This is a genomic window from Nocardioides sp. B-3 (genome assembly GCF_024703895.1).
Lineage (GTDB): Bacteria > Actinomycetota > Actinomycetes > Propionibacteriales > Nocardioidaceae > Nocardioides.
The window spans coordinates 2226112-2241132 of sequence record NZ_CP087968.1; the positions used below are offsets into that span (position 1 = coordinate 2226112).

At 70.5% G+C, this 15021-nt stretch carries 18 protein-coding genes, 1 tRNA gene and 1 pseudogene; 14 read left to right on the forward strand and 6 right to left on the reverse strand.

All coding sequences use genetic code 11. The features are described from left to right. Positions 1 to 27 precede the first annotated feature (27 nt). Both LP418_RS14705 and LP418_RS14710 read right to left on the reverse strand, forming a co-directional pair. Positions 28 to 450 carry a hypothetical protein gene (locus LP418_RS14705; RefSeq protein WP_257956838.1) on the reverse strand — a complete coding sequence of 141 codons (423 nt, stop codon included), beginning with the start codon at positions 448 to 450 and terminating at the stop codon, positions 28 to 30. Between the two features lie 191 nt (positions 451 to 641). Next, the gene (locus LP418_RS14710) at positions 642 to 1346 is read right to left on the reverse strand and encodes a hypothetical protein (RefSeq protein ID WP_257956839.1); all 705 of its coding nucleotides are present in this window, start codon (positions 1344 to 1346) and stop codon (positions 642 to 644) included. Positions 1347 to 1691: 345 nt separating this feature from the next. Between LP418_RS14710 and pstC the strand changes: the two genes are divergently transcribed. The 14 genes and pseudogenes from pstC to LP418_RS14780 all read left to right on the forward strand — a co-directional run bounded on the left by pstC (position 1692) and on the right by LP418_RS14780 (position 12186). Continuing rightward, complete coding sequence (gene pstC, locus LP418_RS14715) at positions 1692 to 2534, forward strand: phosphate ABC transporter permease subunit PstC (RefSeq protein WP_257956840.1); 843 nt, start codon at positions 1692 to 1694, stop codon at positions 2532 to 2534. A gap of 165 nt (positions 2535 to 2699) precedes the next feature. Next, positions 2700 to 3497, forward strand: coding sequence for a PstA family ABC transporter permease (locus LP418_RS14720; RefSeq protein WP_257956841.1), 798 nt, complete (start codon positions 2700 to 2702; stop codon positions 3495 to 3497). Then, the gene (locus LP418_RS14725) at positions 3467 to 3718 is read left to right on the forward strand and encodes a hypothetical protein (protein ID WP_257956842.1); all 252 of its coding nucleotides are present in this window, start codon (positions 3467 to 3469) and stop codon (positions 3716 to 3718) included. The genes LP418_RS14720 and LP418_RS14725 overlap by 31 nt, the downstream gene beginning before the upstream one ends. A 33-nt stretch (positions 3719 to 3751) precedes the next feature. Beyond that, on the forward strand, positions 3752 to 4684 hold the full coding sequence (locus tag LP418_RS14730; RefSeq protein WP_257956843.1) for a substrate-binding domain-containing protein: 933 nt from the start codon (positions 3752 to 3754) through the stop codon (positions 4682 to 4684). After that, positions 4630 to 4932: a hypothetical protein gene (locus LP418_RS14735; RefSeq protein WP_257956844.1), complete on the forward strand. Its 303-nt coding sequence runs from the start codon at positions 4630 to 4632 to the stop codon at positions 4930 to 4932. Before LP418_RS14730 ends, LP418_RS14735 begins: the two co-directional genes overlap by 55 nt. Then, positions 4880 to 5398 (forward strand): hypothetical protein, encoded by a 519-nt coding sequence (locus LP418_RS14740; protein WP_257956845.1) that lies wholly within the window; start codon positions 4880 to 4882, stop codon positions 5396 to 5398. The genes LP418_RS14735 and LP418_RS14740 overlap by 53 nt, the downstream gene beginning before the upstream one ends. Positions 5399 to 6059: 661 nt before the next feature. Beyond that, a complete protein-coding gene (locus LP418_RS14745) occupies positions 6060 to 7709 on the forward strand; it encodes a hypothetical protein (protein ID WP_257956846.1) in 1650 nt (549 codons plus the stop codon). A gap of 10 nt (positions 7710 to 7719) precedes the next feature. After that, the gene (locus tag LP418_RS14750) at positions 7720 to 7995 is read left to right on the forward strand and encodes a hypothetical protein (protein WP_257956847.1); all 276 of its coding nucleotides are present in this window, start codon (positions 7720 to 7722) and stop codon (positions 7993 to 7995) included. Next, on the forward strand, positions 7992 to 8183 hold the full coding sequence (locus tag LP418_RS14755) for a hypothetical protein (RefSeq protein ID WP_257956848.1): 192 nt from the start codon (positions 7992 to 7994) through the stop codon (positions 8181 to 8183). Before LP418_RS14750 ends, LP418_RS14755 begins: the two co-directional genes overlap by 4 nt. After that, on the forward strand, positions 8149 to 8481 hold the full coding sequence (locus LP418_RS14760; protein ID WP_257956849.1) for a hypothetical protein: 333 nt from the start codon (positions 8149 to 8151) through the stop codon (positions 8479 to 8481). Before LP418_RS14755 ends, LP418_RS14760 begins: the two co-directional genes overlap by 35 nt. 498 nt (positions 8482 to 8979) lie before the next feature. Further along, positions 8980 to 9489: a hypothetical protein gene (locus LP418_RS14765; protein ID WP_257956850.1), complete on the forward strand. Its 510-nt coding sequence runs from the start codon at positions 8980 to 8982 to the stop codon at positions 9487 to 9489. Continuing rightward, positions 9416 to 10546: an Ig-like domain repeat protein gene (locus LP418_RS14770; protein WP_257956851.1), complete on the forward strand. Its 1131-nt coding sequence runs from the start codon at positions 9416 to 9418 to the stop codon at positions 10544 to 10546. The genes LP418_RS14765 and LP418_RS14770 overlap by 74 nt, the downstream gene beginning before the upstream one ends. A 191-nt stretch (positions 10547 to 10737) precedes the next feature. Then, positions 10738 to 11437 (forward strand): annotated as a pseudogene (locus LP418_RS14775) (phosphate ABC transporter ATP-binding protein). Continuing rightward, a complete protein-coding gene (locus LP418_RS14780; RefSeq protein WP_257956852.1) occupies positions 11434 to 12186 on the forward strand; it encodes a lytic transglycosylase domain-containing protein in 753 nt (250 codons plus the stop codon). Before LP418_RS14775 ends, LP418_RS14780 begins: the two are co-directional and overlap by 4 nt. A 53-nt stretch (positions 12187 to 12239) precedes the next feature. Here LP418_RS14780 and LP418_RS14785 read toward each other — a convergent pair whose 3' ends face one another. The 4 genes from LP418_RS14785 to LP418_RS14800 all read right to left on the reverse strand — a co-directional run bounded on the left by LP418_RS14785 (position 12240) and on the right by LP418_RS14800 (position 14758). After that, positions 12240 to 13466 carry a hypothetical protein gene (locus LP418_RS14785; protein WP_257956853.1) on the reverse strand — a complete coding sequence of 409 codons (1227 nt, stop codon included), beginning with the start codon at positions 13464 to 13466 and terminating at the stop codon, positions 12240 to 12242. A 163-nt stretch (positions 13467 to 13629) separates the two neighbouring features. After that, positions 13630 to 13703: transfer RNA gene (locus tag LP418_RS14790), tRNA-Phe, on the reverse strand. 69 nt (positions 13704 to 13772) lie between these two features. After that, the gene (locus LP418_RS14795; RefSeq protein WP_336276000.1) at positions 13773 to 14111 is read right to left on the reverse strand and encodes a sensor histidine kinase; all 339 of its coding nucleotides are present in this window, start codon (positions 14109 to 14111) and stop codon (positions 13773 to 13775) included. After that, positions 14000 to 14758 carry a sensor histidine kinase gene (locus LP418_RS14800; protein WP_257956855.1) on the reverse strand — a complete coding sequence of 253 codons (759 nt, stop codon included), beginning with the start codon at positions 14756 to 14758 and terminating at the stop codon, positions 14000 to 14002. The genes LP418_RS14795 and LP418_RS14800 overlap by 112 nt, the downstream gene beginning before the upstream one ends. Positions 14759 to 15021 lie beyond the last annotated feature (263 nt).

The following is a 15021-nucleotide window of genomic DNA, read 5'->3' on the forward strand; positions in this document are numbered from 1 at the left end:
GGTGTAGTGGTCGCCGTCACACCAAGGTTAGACGCGCGAGACCTCTCGTTGCACCACGAGGTCGCCGTGCGTGCCGTAGCCGACCAGCGGGCCGGTCGCGGGCCGCCCGTTGAAGGTGATCATCAGCCAGCCCGTCTCGGTCTCCACCAGCGTCGGCCACGGCAGGTTCGTCGGGTACGCCGCGGCCAGCTCGCCGACCTCGGTCATTGCCGGGTCGAAGATCGGGTAGCGGGCGGACTGCCCGCGCCGGCCGTCCCGCCCGTCGCTGGCCAGCACCCGCCACTCCTCGCCGACCCGCAGGATCGTGGTGCCCTCGGTGGCCAGCCGATCGACGGCGGCGCCGCGCAGGGACAGGCGATCCGGGGACGGCCCTGCTGCCGGGGCCGGATGGAACTTGAAGAACTTGCGTGCGCTCGCGAAGCCGACCAGCCATTCGGTGCCGGTGTGCACCGGGTGCGGGGTCCCAGACCCCGACGGACGTGAGGCCGTCGGTGGGCAGCGGCAGCTCGGTCGTGTCCAGCACGTGCTCGCCGACCAGCACGTCGGTCGTGGTGCGCGCGAGCGTCACGCGGACGGATCGCTGCGGATCGGCCCGTCGGAAGTCGCCCCACGTGCTCGTCGCGACCAGCCACTCGTCGCCGTCACGGACGAGGTGGGTCGCGTGGTCGCCGTACACGCCCTGTTGGTCGGGGCGCCGGAAGAACAGGTCGCTGCGGTGCTCGAGGGCCGGGGGAGCCGGGATCGAGCGACCAGACCGAGGTGTGGGCGGTGTCGAAGAAACCGGGTCCGGCCGACGTCGCGCTGAAGAGCAGCTGCCCGGACGAGCGGACAGGAGTGCCGTCGCGCGAGGTGACGAGCCGGATGTCGCGCAGTCCGAGCTGGCCGAAGGCGCCCGCTGTCGCCGCCGACGAGCACTCGACCCGCAGGGCGGCAAGCAGTGCCGCGTCGTGGACGTCCACGAGGTCGGTGACGTCGAGCCGGGCGCGCGCCACCCACGTGCCGTCCTCCTCGAGGAGCAGGGTCACGTGCGAGCCGGTCAGGGTCAGCGCGAGCTGCGACGGCCTCACCGCGCAGCGGCCGTGGCGCCGGCTCCGGTGGCTGGTCGTGGTGTCGCCCTGCGTGACCCGCAGCTCGGCCTGCGGCCCGTCGAGATGACCGGCGAGGCGGTGCTCGCCGAGGTGGAAGGCCAGCGACGCGGGCGAGTCGTCCGCGAGGCGCATCACCACTACGGCGTACGGCGCGGGCATCGGCAGTGCATGGACGCCCCGCTCGACGGGGCGGCCGGAGCCCGGCCGGACCAGCGACACCGGTCGCAGCCGGCGCACGATCTCGAAACGCGGGAGCACCCGCAGAGTCTGGCAGTTTGTTCGGCCATCACGGCCGAACCGTTCGTCCCCCGTTCACCGCCGTCCGCCTCGCCGTTCCGTTCGGCTCCTGACACTGACGCCGTCTCCGGACCGGATCGGGCCGCGCGGAGCTAGTCAGCCACCGTCAGCAACTTGAAGAGATCCCCTTGACCACCCTGCCTGCCACGGAGACGTCGTATGCCGACGCCCCCGAGGTCGCTCCACGCAAGCTCGCCCGCAAGGCGACCGGCGTCGACCGCGTCTTCGAGCTGAGCGCTTCCGCCATCGGCGCCACGGTGCTGATCATCACCGGCGGCATCGGCGCCTTCCCCGGCCCGGCAGTCGGTGCCGACGCTGGAGCGCTACGGCTGGAGCTTCTTCACCGAGTCCGCCCGGCAGCCGGAGGCCGACGTCCTCGGCATCGGCGCGGTCCTCGTGGGCACGGTCTCGGTCGCCGCCGTGGCCATGGTGATCGCCTTCCCGCTCGCGCTCCTGACCGCGCTCTTCATCAGTGAATACGCGCCGGCCGGCATCAGGGCGACGCTGATCTCGCTGGTCGACCTGATGGCCGCCGTGCCCTCGATCATCTACGGCATGTGGGGCTACTTCCTCGTGATGCCCCACGCCGCGGCGTTCGCGCTGTGGCTGCAGCAGAACTTCGGCTGGCTGCCGTTCTTCCGGATCGACGCCGATCCCGACGCGGCCGTCTGGGACGTCTCCCGCTATGTCGGCAGCGCGTTCTGCGCCGGCATCGCGGTCGCGATGATGGTGCTGCCGATGTCGTGCGCGGTCATGCGGCAGGTCTTCTCGCAGACGCCGCCCGGGGAGAAGGAGGCCGCGCTCGCGCTCGGCTCCACCCGCTGGGGCATGGTCCGCACGGTCGTCATCCCCTTCGGTCGCGGCGGCATCATCGGCGGCACCATGCTCGGTCTCGGCCGGGCGCTCGGCGAGACCATCGCCGTACTCCTCATCATCTCGCCAGACTTCGTGATCAAGCCGCGGATCCTCGAGGTCGGCACCAACACCGTGAGCGCCCTGATCGCCGGTCGCTTCGGTGACGCCAGCGCGGCCCAGCTCAGCGCGCTGCTCACCGCCGGCTTCGTGCTGTTCGTGATCACCCTGATCGTCAACACGCTGGCCGCGGTCATCGTCAACCGCAGTCGCTCCGGCGCCGGGACGGACGCCTGATGACCGCGACCACCGAGCGCACCGTCGCCGTGCACACCCTCCTCCCGGCCATCGATGACGACGCCCCGCCGCAGCACCCGCGGCCCGGTCTCGGCAAGCCGACCTCGGAGGAGTCCTTCACGCTGATCGGCACTCGGGTCGCGGCACTGGCGATGGCCCGGGCTGGTGACGCAGCGGCTTCTCCCGCTGGGCGGCTGGGCGTGGCTCATCGTCTCCCGGTTCGCGCTCGGCATCCTCTTCACGATCGTCACGACGACCATGACCGGGCGCCGCGTGGACGTCGTGGACCGCGTCGCCGGCGCCGTGATCACGTCCGGTGCGCTGGTCGTCGGGGCCGCGCTGGTCAGCACCATCGGCTTCGTGGTCTTCCGCGGCTGGGAGCCCCTGCTCCACCTCAACTTCTTCCTCGACGACATGTCCGGCGTCGGGCCGCGCGACGAGTTCGACCGGGGCGGCATCGCGCACGCCATCGTCGGCTCCGCGATCGAGCTCGGCATCGCCATCGCCGTCACGCTCCCGCTAGGGATCGGTACGGCGGTCTTCATGACCGAGGTGGGCGGCAAGTTCGCAGGCGTGGTGCGCACGATCGTGGAGGCGATGACCGCGCTGCCCTCGATCGTGGCCGGCCTGTTCGTCTACACGGTGCTGATCGTGGCCGTCGGGTTCCCGAGGTCCGGATTCGCGGCGGCGATGGCACTCGCCGTGATGATGCTGCCGATCATCGCCCGCGCCGCCGACGTCGTCCTGCGCGTCGTCCCCGGCGGCCTGCGCGAGGCCAGCCCGGCGCTCGGGGCCAGCCGCTGGCGCACCGTGTGGCACGTGGTCCTCCCGACCGCGCGGCCCGGCCCTCGGCCACCGCCGTCATCCTCGGCGTCGCGCGCGGTGTCGGCGAGACGTCACCGGTCCTGCTCACCAGCGGCGTCGCGACCTTCATGGTCACCAACCCGACCGACGGCGTCATGAACTCGCTGCCGCTCTACATCTTCAAGGGCGCCCGCAGTCCCGAGCCGATGGACATCGAGCGCGCCTTCGCGGCCGCGACGGTGCTGCTCGTCCTCGTGCTCGTCCTCTTCATCGTCGCCCGCCTCGTGGCGCGCACCCGCACCACGGCACCGCGTCGGAGCCTGCTCCGCCGCCTCCGCGGCCTCATCCAGCGTTCAGCTCAACCCCGGAGGACCACATGAACCGCCGCCTGAGCCAGCTCCCCGGCCCTGCTGATGCTCGCCCTCCTGCCCGGGCTGCTCACCGGCGCCGACGCCTTCGCCGACGACGACCTTCCCTCGCCGGCCCAGCGTGCGGCGTACGCACAGATCGAGGGCTCGGGCTCGACCTGGTCCGAGGTGATCGTCCAGCAGTGGATCTCCGACGTCGACGCGCTCGGCATGAAGGTCACCTACAACGGTGGTGGCTCCAGCCGGGGCCGCAAGAACTTCGCGCAGAACGTCACCGACTTCGGCATTTCAGAGATCCCCTACCCGGGCGTCGACGAGTTCGGCAACGCCGACAACAGCAACGGCCGTGAGTTCGCCTACCTGCCGATCGTCGCGGGCGGTACGGCGTTCACCTACCAGCTCAAGATCGGCAACGAGCTCGTCCGCAACCTGCGGCTGTCCGGCGAGACGCTGACCAGGATCTTCACCGGCCAGATCACCGACTGGAGCGACCCGGCGATCGCGAAGGACAACAACGGGCGCGCCTTCCCCAAGCTCGCGATCACGCCGGTCGTGCGCTCCGACGGCTCGGGCACGACGGCGCAGTTCACGACCCGGATGGACAGCGAGTACCCGTCGATCTGGCAGCCCTACTTCGGCCGGGCCGGCCTGACGTCCTACTACCCGCGCAAGGGCCGGATGATCGCCCAGTCCGGCTCCGACCGGGTCATGAACACGATCTCCGGGTTCTCCGGCAACGGCCACATCGGCTACGTCAGAGTACGCCTACCCGATCAACAAGGACTACCCGGTCGTCAAGGTGCTCAACAAGGGCGGGTTCTACGTCGAGCCGACGCAGTACAACGTGGCGGTCGCGCTGACGAAGGCGCAGATCAACCGGGACAAGAGCTCCCCGCTCTACCTCACCCCGGGAGCTCGAGGGCGTGTACGGCGCCACCGACCCGCGCGCCTACCCGCTGTCGTCCTACAGCTACATGATCATCCCGACCGGCGCGACGGACCAGCGGATGTCGACCGCGAAGCGCCAGACCCCGGCCGACTTCATGTACTACTCGCTGTGCGAGGGCCAGTCCAAGGCCGGGCCCTACGGCTACTCCCCGCTGCCGCTCAACCTCGTCCAAAGCCGGCTTCCAGCAGCTCGCGCAGCTCAAGACTGCCGACCCCGCCGTCGACATGACCAACCGCGACGTCACCAAGTGCAACAACCCGACGTTCGTCGCGGGTGACCTCAAGCGCAACAAGCTCGCCGAGGTCGCTCCGCAGCCCGCCGCCTGCGACAAGCAGGGCGAGGGGCCGTGCGGCACGGAGACCGGCACGGGCGAGCCCTCCACGGACGACGCGAACGCGCCGACGACGGGGTCGACCGAGCCGGCAGGTGGCAAGAAGGGCGACAAGGTCGCGGCAACGCCGGAGGGCGCTCCCGATCCGGGGGGTACGCCGACCGAGACCGCCGTCGATCCGGTCACCGGCGAGGCCGTCAACCCGCCCGCGGGCGCGACCGTCGAGGGCATCACCGACACGACCAGCGCCGGCAACGAGCCGCTCTACGCCACCCCGACCGAGCTGTCCGCCGAGCGACCGATGGACTCGAAGGCGTTCGGCTGGCTCGCGGTGCTCGAGCTGCTGGCGCTGATCCCGGTGCCGGGCATCCTGATCAGTCGTCGCGCGGCCCGCAACGGGGCTGCCCGATGAGGCTGGTCCGGGTCACGGCGGCCGCCGCCCTCGTCGCCGGCCTTGCCACGGCCGGGGCCACGAGCGCGGCCACCACGGCGCAGGGTGCGCTTGCCCCTGCGGACGACGACAAGGCGGCGTACACGCGGACGTTGCACCTGACCCGCTCGATCATCGCCGGTGGGCAGCCGATCGAGGTCTCCACGCGCGACGTCACCGTCACCGTCGACCGCACCACCGAGCTGCGGGGACGCGAGCGCGTCAACATCTCTCGGACGGGCGCGCACCCGACGGGTGGCCGCGCCGCGAGCCCCTTCGGCGAGCTGGGCATGCTCCGGGGAGTATCCCGTCGTCATCCTGCAGTGCCGCGGGACCGACGACTCGACCCTGCCGCTCGAGCAGCAGCTCTCCCCGGAGACCTGCTGGACCTCGACCCGCGGCCAGCGCAGCCAGGTCGTCAACGAGAGCGAAGCCGTCTGGCGCCACGACGCCTTCGGAAACGACTTCGACAAGGCGCAGAAGTCCGGCGTGGCTCTCGTGCCCCCGGAGTGCAACGACGTGCCCGACTACTCCACCCACATCACGCCGTTCCGCGCCGCCAACGGCCTCGTCCACACGGGCTGTACGGCGGAGACGATGCCCCCCGGAGGCCGCGGTGGGTGCTGCCTTCCCGCCGGCCGAGATGGCGGCCTTCACCGACCTCGCCGGCAACGGTGCCGTGCAGTTCGAGGTGCGCTCCGACGTCGAGAACGAGTCGTTGGGCTGCAACATCGACGTGGCCTGCTCGATCGTGGTGATCCCGATCGAGGGCATCAGCTGCGTCGACGAGGACCCGGTCTGCTCACGGGGCGGCCAGTTCGAGCCCGGCTCTAGCAACTTCGCCGGACAGGGCGTGGACGCCACGGTGTCGCCGGCCCTGTGGTGGGCGCCGTCCAACTGGCGCAACCGCTTCTCCGTGCCGATCACGTTCGGCCTCTCGCCTGACGCCTGCAACGTGCTGGACTCGCGGCCCCCGACCGGCTTCTACGGCTCCGAGCTGCTGGCGCAGGCTGCCCTCCAGTGGTCGCCGGCCTACTGCCCGGACAAGAAGCGCTTCAAGTTCCAGCACAACAAGATGTCCGACGGGGCCGCCTTCAGCCTGATGGAGGGCGGTGGCGGTGCGGCCGCCCTCGTCTCGAGCAAGCACGCGTCCCGCGGCACCGACCCGGTCGTCTACGCCCCGACCGCTGTCACCGGCTTCTCCATCGGCTACGTCATCGACCGTCCCGACAACGCCGGCGAGTTCACCAACCTCAAGCTGACGCCGCGACTGATCGCCAAGCTGCTCACCCAGTCCTACCTCGGCAGCGAGCGGGGGCGCGGTCATCCCGGCATGTCCGCCAACCCGGTGTCGCTCAACCTCGACCCCGACTTCCAGCGGCTGAACCCGGGACTCGACACCACCGCCCGCGAGGCCGCGGCGACGCTGCTCTCGCTGTCGGAGTCGAGCGACTCGGTCGAGACCCTGACGGCCTACATCGCGAACGACGAGGACGCCATGGCGTTCATCAACGGCAAGGCCGACCCGTGGGGCATGCGGATCAACCCGTCGTACAAGAAGATCAGGCTGCCGCGTGACGAATGGCCGCTGCTCGATGACTACGTGCCGCCGACCAACGACGAGTGCTACGCACAGAACCCGTCGCCGTACTTCACCCAGCTCGCGGCCCCGATCACGTCGATGCGCAAGATCGCCGAGGCGGTCCTCGACGCCCGGCCCAACGTGCAGACCAAGTGCGAGCGCTCGACGATCACCGACCCGTGGAAGATCGGTCGCGTCGACCGCCGGGGTGTCGGCAGCAGGTTCATGCTCGGGCTCGTCAGCATCGGTGACGCACGCCGGTTGGGCCTGCGCGAGGCAACACTGCTCACCAAGGGCAACAACTTCGTCGGCCCGACCGACAACGGACTGGCCGGGGCCGTCGCGATCGCCGAGCCCAGCAAGCGCGGCGACGAGCCGTTCACGCTCGAGATGGCCGACGTGATCAAGGCCGGCGACGCCTACCCCGGCACGATGATCGTCTACACCGCGACCCGGTCCGCCAACCTCCCCAAGGAGGACGCGAAGAAGGTCGCGGAGTTCATCGAGATCTCCACCACCGAGGGTCAGCGGGCCGGCTACGGCAACGGCGAGCTCCCGCCCGGCTACCTCGCGTTGTCCAGGGACCGGCCCGACCGCGCGACTGTTCAAGCAAGCGCAGGACGTCGCCGAGACCATCGCCGACCAGAGTGGGAAGGTCGACGACGGGACCACCGATGGCACCGGCGACGGCACCGACACCGGCACCGGTGACGAGCCCGGCATGCCCACCGGTCCCGGCAGCGTCACGAACGTCGCGCCGCCCGAGGCCGAGGCCGTCCCCACACTCGCCCCGGAGGCCACCGGCAAGCCGAACAAGGGCAAGCCCGCCAAGCCCACCAAGACGCCCAAGCCCGAGCCCGTGGCGATGCCCGACACGGAGCCCGTCTCCTCGGCGCTCGCCGGTCAGCTGATCCCGGTGCTGCTCGGCATCGCCGTGCTGGGCGCCCCGGCGGCCAGCCTGCTGCGCCTCGGGTTGAGTCGACGGAGGCCGTCATGACGGCCGTCGCAGAACGCCCCGTCAGCAAGCCGGGCAAGCAGGGCGCTCCGGCCGCCCCCGTCGGACCGCCGACGCCGACGCGCCGGGCCCTCGACGTCGTCTCCACCACGGCCACGATGCTCGCGCTCGTCGCCACCTCGGGCGGCGGTGCAGATGCTCTTCCTCGGTGGCTTGTCCCAGCAGCGTGAGCAGTCCGCGCTCTACGACCAGTTCCGCGGCGAGCTCGCGGCGGCCACGGCCCCGATGGGCCCGGTCACGCCGCTCGGCGACCCCGTCGCGCTGCTCTCGATCCCGCACCTCGGGCTCGAGCAGGTCGTCATCGAGGGCACTGCCTCCAGTGACCTCCTCGACGGCCCCGGACATCTGCGCAGCACGGTGCTCCCCGGCCGGTCGGCACCGCGGTGGTGCTGGGTCGCGCCAAGACGTACGGCGCCCCGTTCGCCACCATCGCCGACCTGCGTGCCCGCGACACGATCCGCGTGGTGACGGCCCGGGGTGCGAAGCAGTTCTCCGTCATCGGCGTACGGCGTGCCGGTGACCCGCTTCCCCAGCCGCGTCCCGAGGGCGCCGCTCGTCTCGTCCTGGTCAGTGCCGAGGGGTCGGGCCGGTTCGCCGACCTCACCCCCGGCGAGGCCGTCTACGTCGACGCCCGGGCCAAGAAGGGCTTCGCCGCACCGGCCGGTCTCCCGACCGCCGTCCCCGATCCGGAGCAGCCGATGGGCACCGAGCAGGGAGCGCTCCCGCTCCCGGCCCTGTGCCCGGGCCTGCTCCCCGGCGACGATCCTCGGGGTCGTCGCCGCCCGGCAGCGCTGGTCTGCCGCCACGGTCTGGGTGGTCACGACTCCGGTCGTCATCGCCCCCGGCTCGGCAGACGACCGACGTCGTCATGCGCTTGCTGCCCAACCTGTTGTAAACGCCCCACCCATCGGTACGACCAAACGCAAAGGATGCATTTCGATGTCTATTCGCAGGGTCTTCGCAGGCGTGGCCACCACGTCCGTCGTCGCCGCCTCCATGGCACTCATCGCTCCGGCTCACGCCGACCCGGCCACCACCCCGGTCGCCGGTGACATCGTCGGTGTCGGCTCCGACACGTCGATGTACGCGCTGACCTATCTGGCCAACGGCAACGCCGGCGTCGCCGGCTACAACGCGGGGAAGGGCCCCGGCTCGCAGCTGGTCTCCTTCGACGCCAAGACGGTCGACGCCGCCGGCACCCAGACCAACTCGGCCACCGTCGTCCTCCGTGCCGGCACGGCCGCGGTGACGCGCCCCAACGGCTCCGGCGACGGCAAGAAGGCGCTCTACGGCGCGTCCAACAACGTCGAGGTCAACTACGCGCGTTCGTCCTCCGCCCTGAGCGCCACCGAGTCCGACGCCGGCCTCGTCGCGTTCCCCGTTCGCCAAGGACACCACGGCCATGGCGGTCGCCCAGACCACCAACGCCCCCACCGGCCTGACCGAGGCCCAGATCGTCGGCATCTACAAGGGTGAGATCACCAACTGGAGTGCCGTCGGCGGTGCCGACGGTGCCATCAAGCCGCTGATTCCCCGGGCCGGCTCGGGCACCCGCAGCTTCTTCGAGGGTGAGCTCAAGCGGATGAACGGCGGCACCGGCGTCGTCCCGGCCCCGTCCGTGGTTCCGGTCCGGGAGCACGACGACTCGGCGATCAAGGCTGACCCCAACGCAGTCGCCCCGTTCTCGGTGGGTCGCGCGGGCCTGCTCGGCACGCTCCGCATCGAGACCGGCTTCTCGGCCGCTCGCGCGCTCTACAACGTCGTGCGCCAGCCCGACGTCTCTTCCACGTGGGCCCGGGGCATCTTCGGTCCGACCGGCTTCATCTGCTCCCCGGCCGCATCGTCGCTGATCCTCGACGCCGGCTTCGAGCAGCTCCTGTCGCAGGGCAACGGCGGCAAGTGCGGCGTGAGCACCACGACCGCCACCCCCGTCAGCGACCTGCTGACCGCGAAGGTCAACACCACCACCACTGTTGCAGGCACCTCGGCCACGGTGGGCGCGCTCGCCCTGACCGCCACCGTTGCCGGTGGTGGCCAGCTGAAGCCGCAGGGCACCGTGGCCTTCGCCGTCGACGGCGCTGCCAAGGGCAACGCCATCGTCACCGGCGGCAAGGCGACGCTCAACCTGACCGGCCTCGCCGCCGGTGAGCACACCGTTGTTGCGACCTTCACGCCCACGGGTGCTGCCTTCAACGGCTCGGCGTCGGCCGCGACCAAGGTGAACGTCACGGCCTCCGCGCCCGTGATGGCCAAGGCCACCACCAAGCTGGTCGAGAAGTTCAAGGCGTCCTACCCCAAGGCCGCGTCCTACAAGGGCAAGGTCCTCGTCAAGGAGACCTCGACCTTCGCTCCCACCGGCAAGATCGTTGTCAAGCGCGGCAAGAAGACCGTCGGCAAGGGCACGATCAAGTCCGGCAAGGTGGTCCTGACCTTGAAGAAGCTGAAGAAGGGCAAGAACAAGCTGACCACGACCTACGCGGGTGACAGCAAGTTCACCGGCTCCAAGCTCAAGTTCAAGATCGTCATCAAGTGAGACCAGCGGGTCCGGGGGTTGCTGACGCCGCCCGGGCCCGCTCCCACGCTCATCCAGCAGAGCTCCATCCAGCAGAAGAGACCACCATGAGCACGACCACGACCCTCCCCGCTGATCTTGCCCAGCTCGAGGCGCGCGACATCACCGCCCGGTTCGGCCAGCGCAAGGTGCTGGACCGGGTTTCCCTGACCATGCCCGCCGGCGAGATCACGGCTCTCATCGGGCCGTCGGGCTGCGGCAAGTCCACGTTCCTGCGCATCCTCAACCGGATGCACGAGCTGGTCCCCTCGGCCGCCCTCGCCGGTGAGGTCCGGCTCGACGGCGTCGACATCTACGACCCGCAGCGCAAGCTCACCGATGCCCGGCGCAGCATCGGCATGGTTTTCCAGAAGCCCAACCCGTTCCCGGCGATGTCGATCCCGCGAGAACGTCGTCGCGGGCCTGAAGCTGACCGGCACCAAGGTCTCGAAGTCCGAGAAGGACGCGCTCATCGAGCACTGCCTGATCCGCGGCGGGCTCTGGAACGAGGTCAAGGACCGGCTCGACGCCCCCGGCGGCGGTCTGTCCGGCGGACAGCAGCAGCGCCTGTGCATCGCGCGCTCGCTGGCCATCAAGCCGCGCGTGCTGCTGATGGACGAGCCGTGCTCCGCCCCGGACCCCACCTCCACCCGAGTTATCGAGGAAACGATGAAGGAGCTGGCCACAGAGGTCACCATTGTCATCGTGACCCACAACATGCAGCAGGCGGCGCGTGTCTCCGACACGTGCGCCTTCTTCCTCGCCGCACACGGCACCCCCGGGGTCATCGTCGAGCACGGCGACACCCGAGCGATGTTCAGCAACCCCCGGGACGAGCGCACCCACGACTACGTCAACGGTCGTTTCGGGTGAGGCTCACCCACCTCGTCGGGGTCGGCGGGGGAGTGACGCTGCTGTGCGCCACCGCCTTCGCGGCCCAGCAGACCGGCCAGCGCGACCGGGTGCTGACCGGCTACAGGACGGCCCCGGGTCTGCGTGCCCCGGCGCCTGCTCCAGCACCCGCTCCGGCGGTCGAGGAGGTCGCGCAGCGACCGTCACGAGACCCCGACGCCTCCGTCGACCCGCGCTGGGCGCGCCGCACCGCCGACGCCGCAGGCATCCCGCTGCCCGCCATGACGGCCTACGCCCGCGCCAGCGTCCTCGCCCCGCGCGAGTGCCGGATCGGCTGGACGACGCTCGCCGGCATCGGCTGGGTGGAGTCGCAGCACGGCACCATCGGCGACCGACTGCTCGGGGAGGACGGTCACTCCTCCGAGCCGATCCTCGGCCCCGCGCTCGACGGAGGCCTGTACGCCGCCGTGCCGGCCACCCGCGACTCGGTCCGCTGGCACGGCGACCGTCAGTGGGACCACGCCATCGGCCCGATGCAGTTCATCCCGTCGACGTGGCGCACGTGGCAGGTCGACGGCGACGGCGACGGACTGGCCGACCCCAACGACATCGACGACGCGTCTCTCGCCGCGGCCAACTACCTGTGTCAGTCGGGAGACCTGACGACCGCGGGGAACTGGTCGCGCGCGGTTCTCGGCTACAACCACTCGAGCGACTACGTGCTGAACGTCTACACCGCGGCCGACGCCTACGCCGCCCGCACCGGCTGACGCCCGGTCCCCGTCGGGGGACCGGACGCCAGCCGGCGTGCTTCATCCGTGCGTCAGTTCAGTGCCATGCGCGGCTCGCCGTTGACCAGCCCGGTCCCCGAGATCCCGCAGGTGCCGGAGCGAGGCGCTCCGCCGTTCCACGCCCGGCGGACGCAGGAGCGCGTCGCCAGCTGCGCCCAGTAGTTCGGGTGCAGGCTCTCCCGGATGTAGTAGGGGTTGCTCGAGTCACAGCAGGTCGAGGCCGTACGGATCTGGTTGACCCACTCGGTCTGGTCGACGGCGCCCGGGGTCGTCCAGTTGGCCAGCCCCTTCTCCTCGTAGAGGCCCACACCGTTCTCGCACAGGCGACGACCGTTGAAGGCCGAGGCGAGGTTGAGGGTGCGCACGCCGGCGACCCCGGAGTCGGCTGCGGCGCCCGCGACGGCGCCGTTGATCAGGCTGAGCGCGGTGCCGTTGGCCCAGTCCGCGTCGCGGTTCCAGAAGCCGCACCCGCCGGTGCTCATCCGGGTGTAGCCACTCTCGGCGTAGCGGAAGCCCGAGCCGTTCGGCAAGGGGGAAGGGTAGTTCTGCACGAGCAGGTTCCGGGATCCGTCGGCATAGCCCGCGTTGCGCATGGCCGTGCGGACGTTCTGGAACGCAGCAGCGATCGCGGCGCGCTTCGCGGCGACGTTGGCAGCCGTGAAGTTGCTGGTCACCGAGGAGTCGTCGCTGCAGTAGTTCTTGGCCCACCACGGTGAGGTCGCCCAGTTGGTGACGCAGGTCTGCACGATGGAGGCGAAGTTGAAGTCGTTGCCGCCGATGGAGACGGTCACCATCTTCACGTTGTGGGTCGCCGCGAAGTTCTGCAGCATCAACGCCTGCCCCTGCTGGGCGCCGTTGTTGTAGAAGTCGAGCCCGGGCTTGAAGTTGCCGTCGGAGTCGCTGAAGGTCGCGACGCGAGATCCGGAGCACGCGAAGATCATCCCGCTGACCCCGCCACCGATGTAGGCCTCGGCCGACTTGCTGCGGTGACAGCGGTTGATGGTCTCGCCGGTGTTGGTGGCGTTGTCGAAGTAGGCAGTGCCGCCGAGGGCGTCGGCGCGTGAGGACGAGGCGTTGGAGCTGCCGGCCCAGCGGCCGGCCTCGCCGCTGATGTAGGAGTCGCCGATGGTCACGACCCACGGTGTGCCGACGCCGGGTCCGTCGGCGTGCGCGGGTGCGGCGGTGCTGGTGATGGCCGGGGTGGAGGCGAGGAGCGCCGGGACGCTGAGGACGAGGGCGCGTGGACGTGCAGGATTCATCGGAGTCCGTTTCGAGAAGGGCGGATTGGATGCGCCGTCCCCACAAACCGGCTCTGCGGAACCTAGTGGCGTGGATCACACCGTGTCCATGGCCGCGAAGCCGTTGCCCCAGAATCACCGAAGCGCCCGATCGGGACGCGATCGGGCGCTTCGGACTTGCGTGTGGCCGGGGGCGGGGTCGAACCGCCGACCTACCGATTTTCAGTCGGTCGCTCGTACCAACTGAGCTACCCGGCCAAGCGGGGGAATGTTACATGAGCGCGGCGGGCCTCGCGGAATCGGCCGAACAGGTGGTTCAGCCGCTGGCTAGGGGTGGTGCCCGTCATCGTCGACGGGGAGCTCGACCCAGAAGGCGGACCCGCTGCCGGGAGTGGATTCGGCGCCGATCGTGCCGCCATCGCGCTCCGCGACGGTGCGAGACAGCGACAGGCCCAGACCGGTGCCCTTGACATCGGGCGGCGCGAAGCGGACGAAGGGCTCGAAGACATGGGCGAGCTGCTCGGAGGTCAGCCCGGGACCCGTGTCGCGCACGATCACCCGCGCGCGGGGTTCGCCGGACTCGCCCTCGAGCGGCTCGGTGGAGACGACGACCGTTCCCCCGGACGAGTTGTGGACGACGGCGTTGCCCACCGGGTTGGCCAGCACCTGACGCAGGCTCGACGGGTGGGCCCAGACCTTCCAGCCGGGGAGACGGCGTTGGAGAGTTGAACCCCCGCCGTCTCCGCTGCTGCCCGGTGCCAGTGCAGCACGTCGGCGACCGCGGCCCCGACGTCCACGGCTTCGCGCAGGTCGGTGCTGCCGACGGCTCGACCGGCGCTGAGCAGGTCCTCGACGACGGCCATCAGCTGCTCGCAGGCCCGCAGGATGACGCCGCCGTCGCGCACGACCGCGCCGGCCAGCGCGTCTCCACCGGCCTCGGCTGCCTCGTCCACCAGCATCTCCGTGTAGCCCACGATGGCGGTCAGCGGCGTACGCAGCTCGTGCCCGATCGAGGCGAAGAAGTGCTGCTGGGCCTCCCTGCTCTTCGCGCCCACCTCAACGGCCTCGGCCAGCGACCGGCGCGCTTGCTCGAGTGCGATGCGTGACGCAAGCGCAGAGCTGATGAGGCGGAAGTCCGCGACGTTCTCCGCTGGCCACGGACCGCTGGCGACACTACCCACGGCGAGGCTGCCGAACATGACACCACCGGACACCCGGGCTGGGACGATGAGGCTGCTGATCCCGCATCCGGCAATTTCTCGTCGGTCCTGCTCTGCTTCCTCGGGGAGCAGGTCGATGTCGACGACGACCAACGTGGCTTCCCGCGGGGGGCGACACCCGGGGCAAGGACAGTGCTGCTTCGGGGCCGGAACCCGCCGCGGGAACGATGGAGCAAGTGGCCCCGGGTCGCAGCCACTCGGTCACCCGGGCCCGCTGACCGAGGTGGGTCCATCCGGTCGCGTCCTCAGGAGTGAATGTGGTCAGCGCGATCGTGACCACATCCACGCGCCGCATGGTCAAGAGGTGCTGGGCGGTCTTCGACAGGGCCTCGTTCAGCGGGGCCGCGACATCGAGG

Bases quoted from the DNA above. Each gene is read 5' to 3' on its own strand.
- LP418_RS14755 (WP_257956848.1), top strand. From the start codon at position 7,992: ATGACGGCCGTCGCAGAACGCCCCGTCAGCAAGCCGGGCAAGCAGGGC.
- LP418_RS14725 (WP_257956842.1), top strand. From the start codon at position 3,467: ATGGTCACCAACCCGACCGACGGCGTCATGAACTCGCTGCCGCTCTAC.
- LP418_RS14740 (WP_257956845.1), top strand. From the start codon at position 4,880: ATGACCAACCGCGACGTCACCAAGTGCAACAACCCGACGTTCGTCGCG.
- LP418_RS14785 (WP_257956853.1), bottom strand. From the start codon at position 13,466: ATGAATCCTGCACGTCCACGCGCCCTCGTCCTCAGCGTCCCGGCGCTC.
- LP418_RS14770 (WP_257956851.1), top strand. From the start codon at position 9,416: ATGGCGGTCGCCCAGACCACCAACGCCCCCACCGGCCTGACCGAGGCC.
- LP418_RS14750 (WP_257956847.1), top strand. From the start codon at position 7,720: ATGCCCACCGGTCCCGGCAGCGTCACGAACGTCGCGCCGCCCGAGGCC.
- LP418_RS14730 (WP_257956843.1), top strand. From the start codon at position 3,752: ATGCTCGCCCTCCTGCCCGGGCTGCTCACCGGCGCCGACGCCTTCGCC.
- LP418_RS14760 (WP_257956849.1), top strand. From the start codon at position 8,149: ATGCTCTTCCTCGGTGGCTTGTCCCAGCAGCGTGAGCAGTCCGCGCTC.
- LP418_RS14745 (WP_257956846.1), top strand. From the start codon at position 6,060: ATGGCGGCCTTCACCGACCTCGCCGGCAACGGTGCCGTGCAGTTCGAG.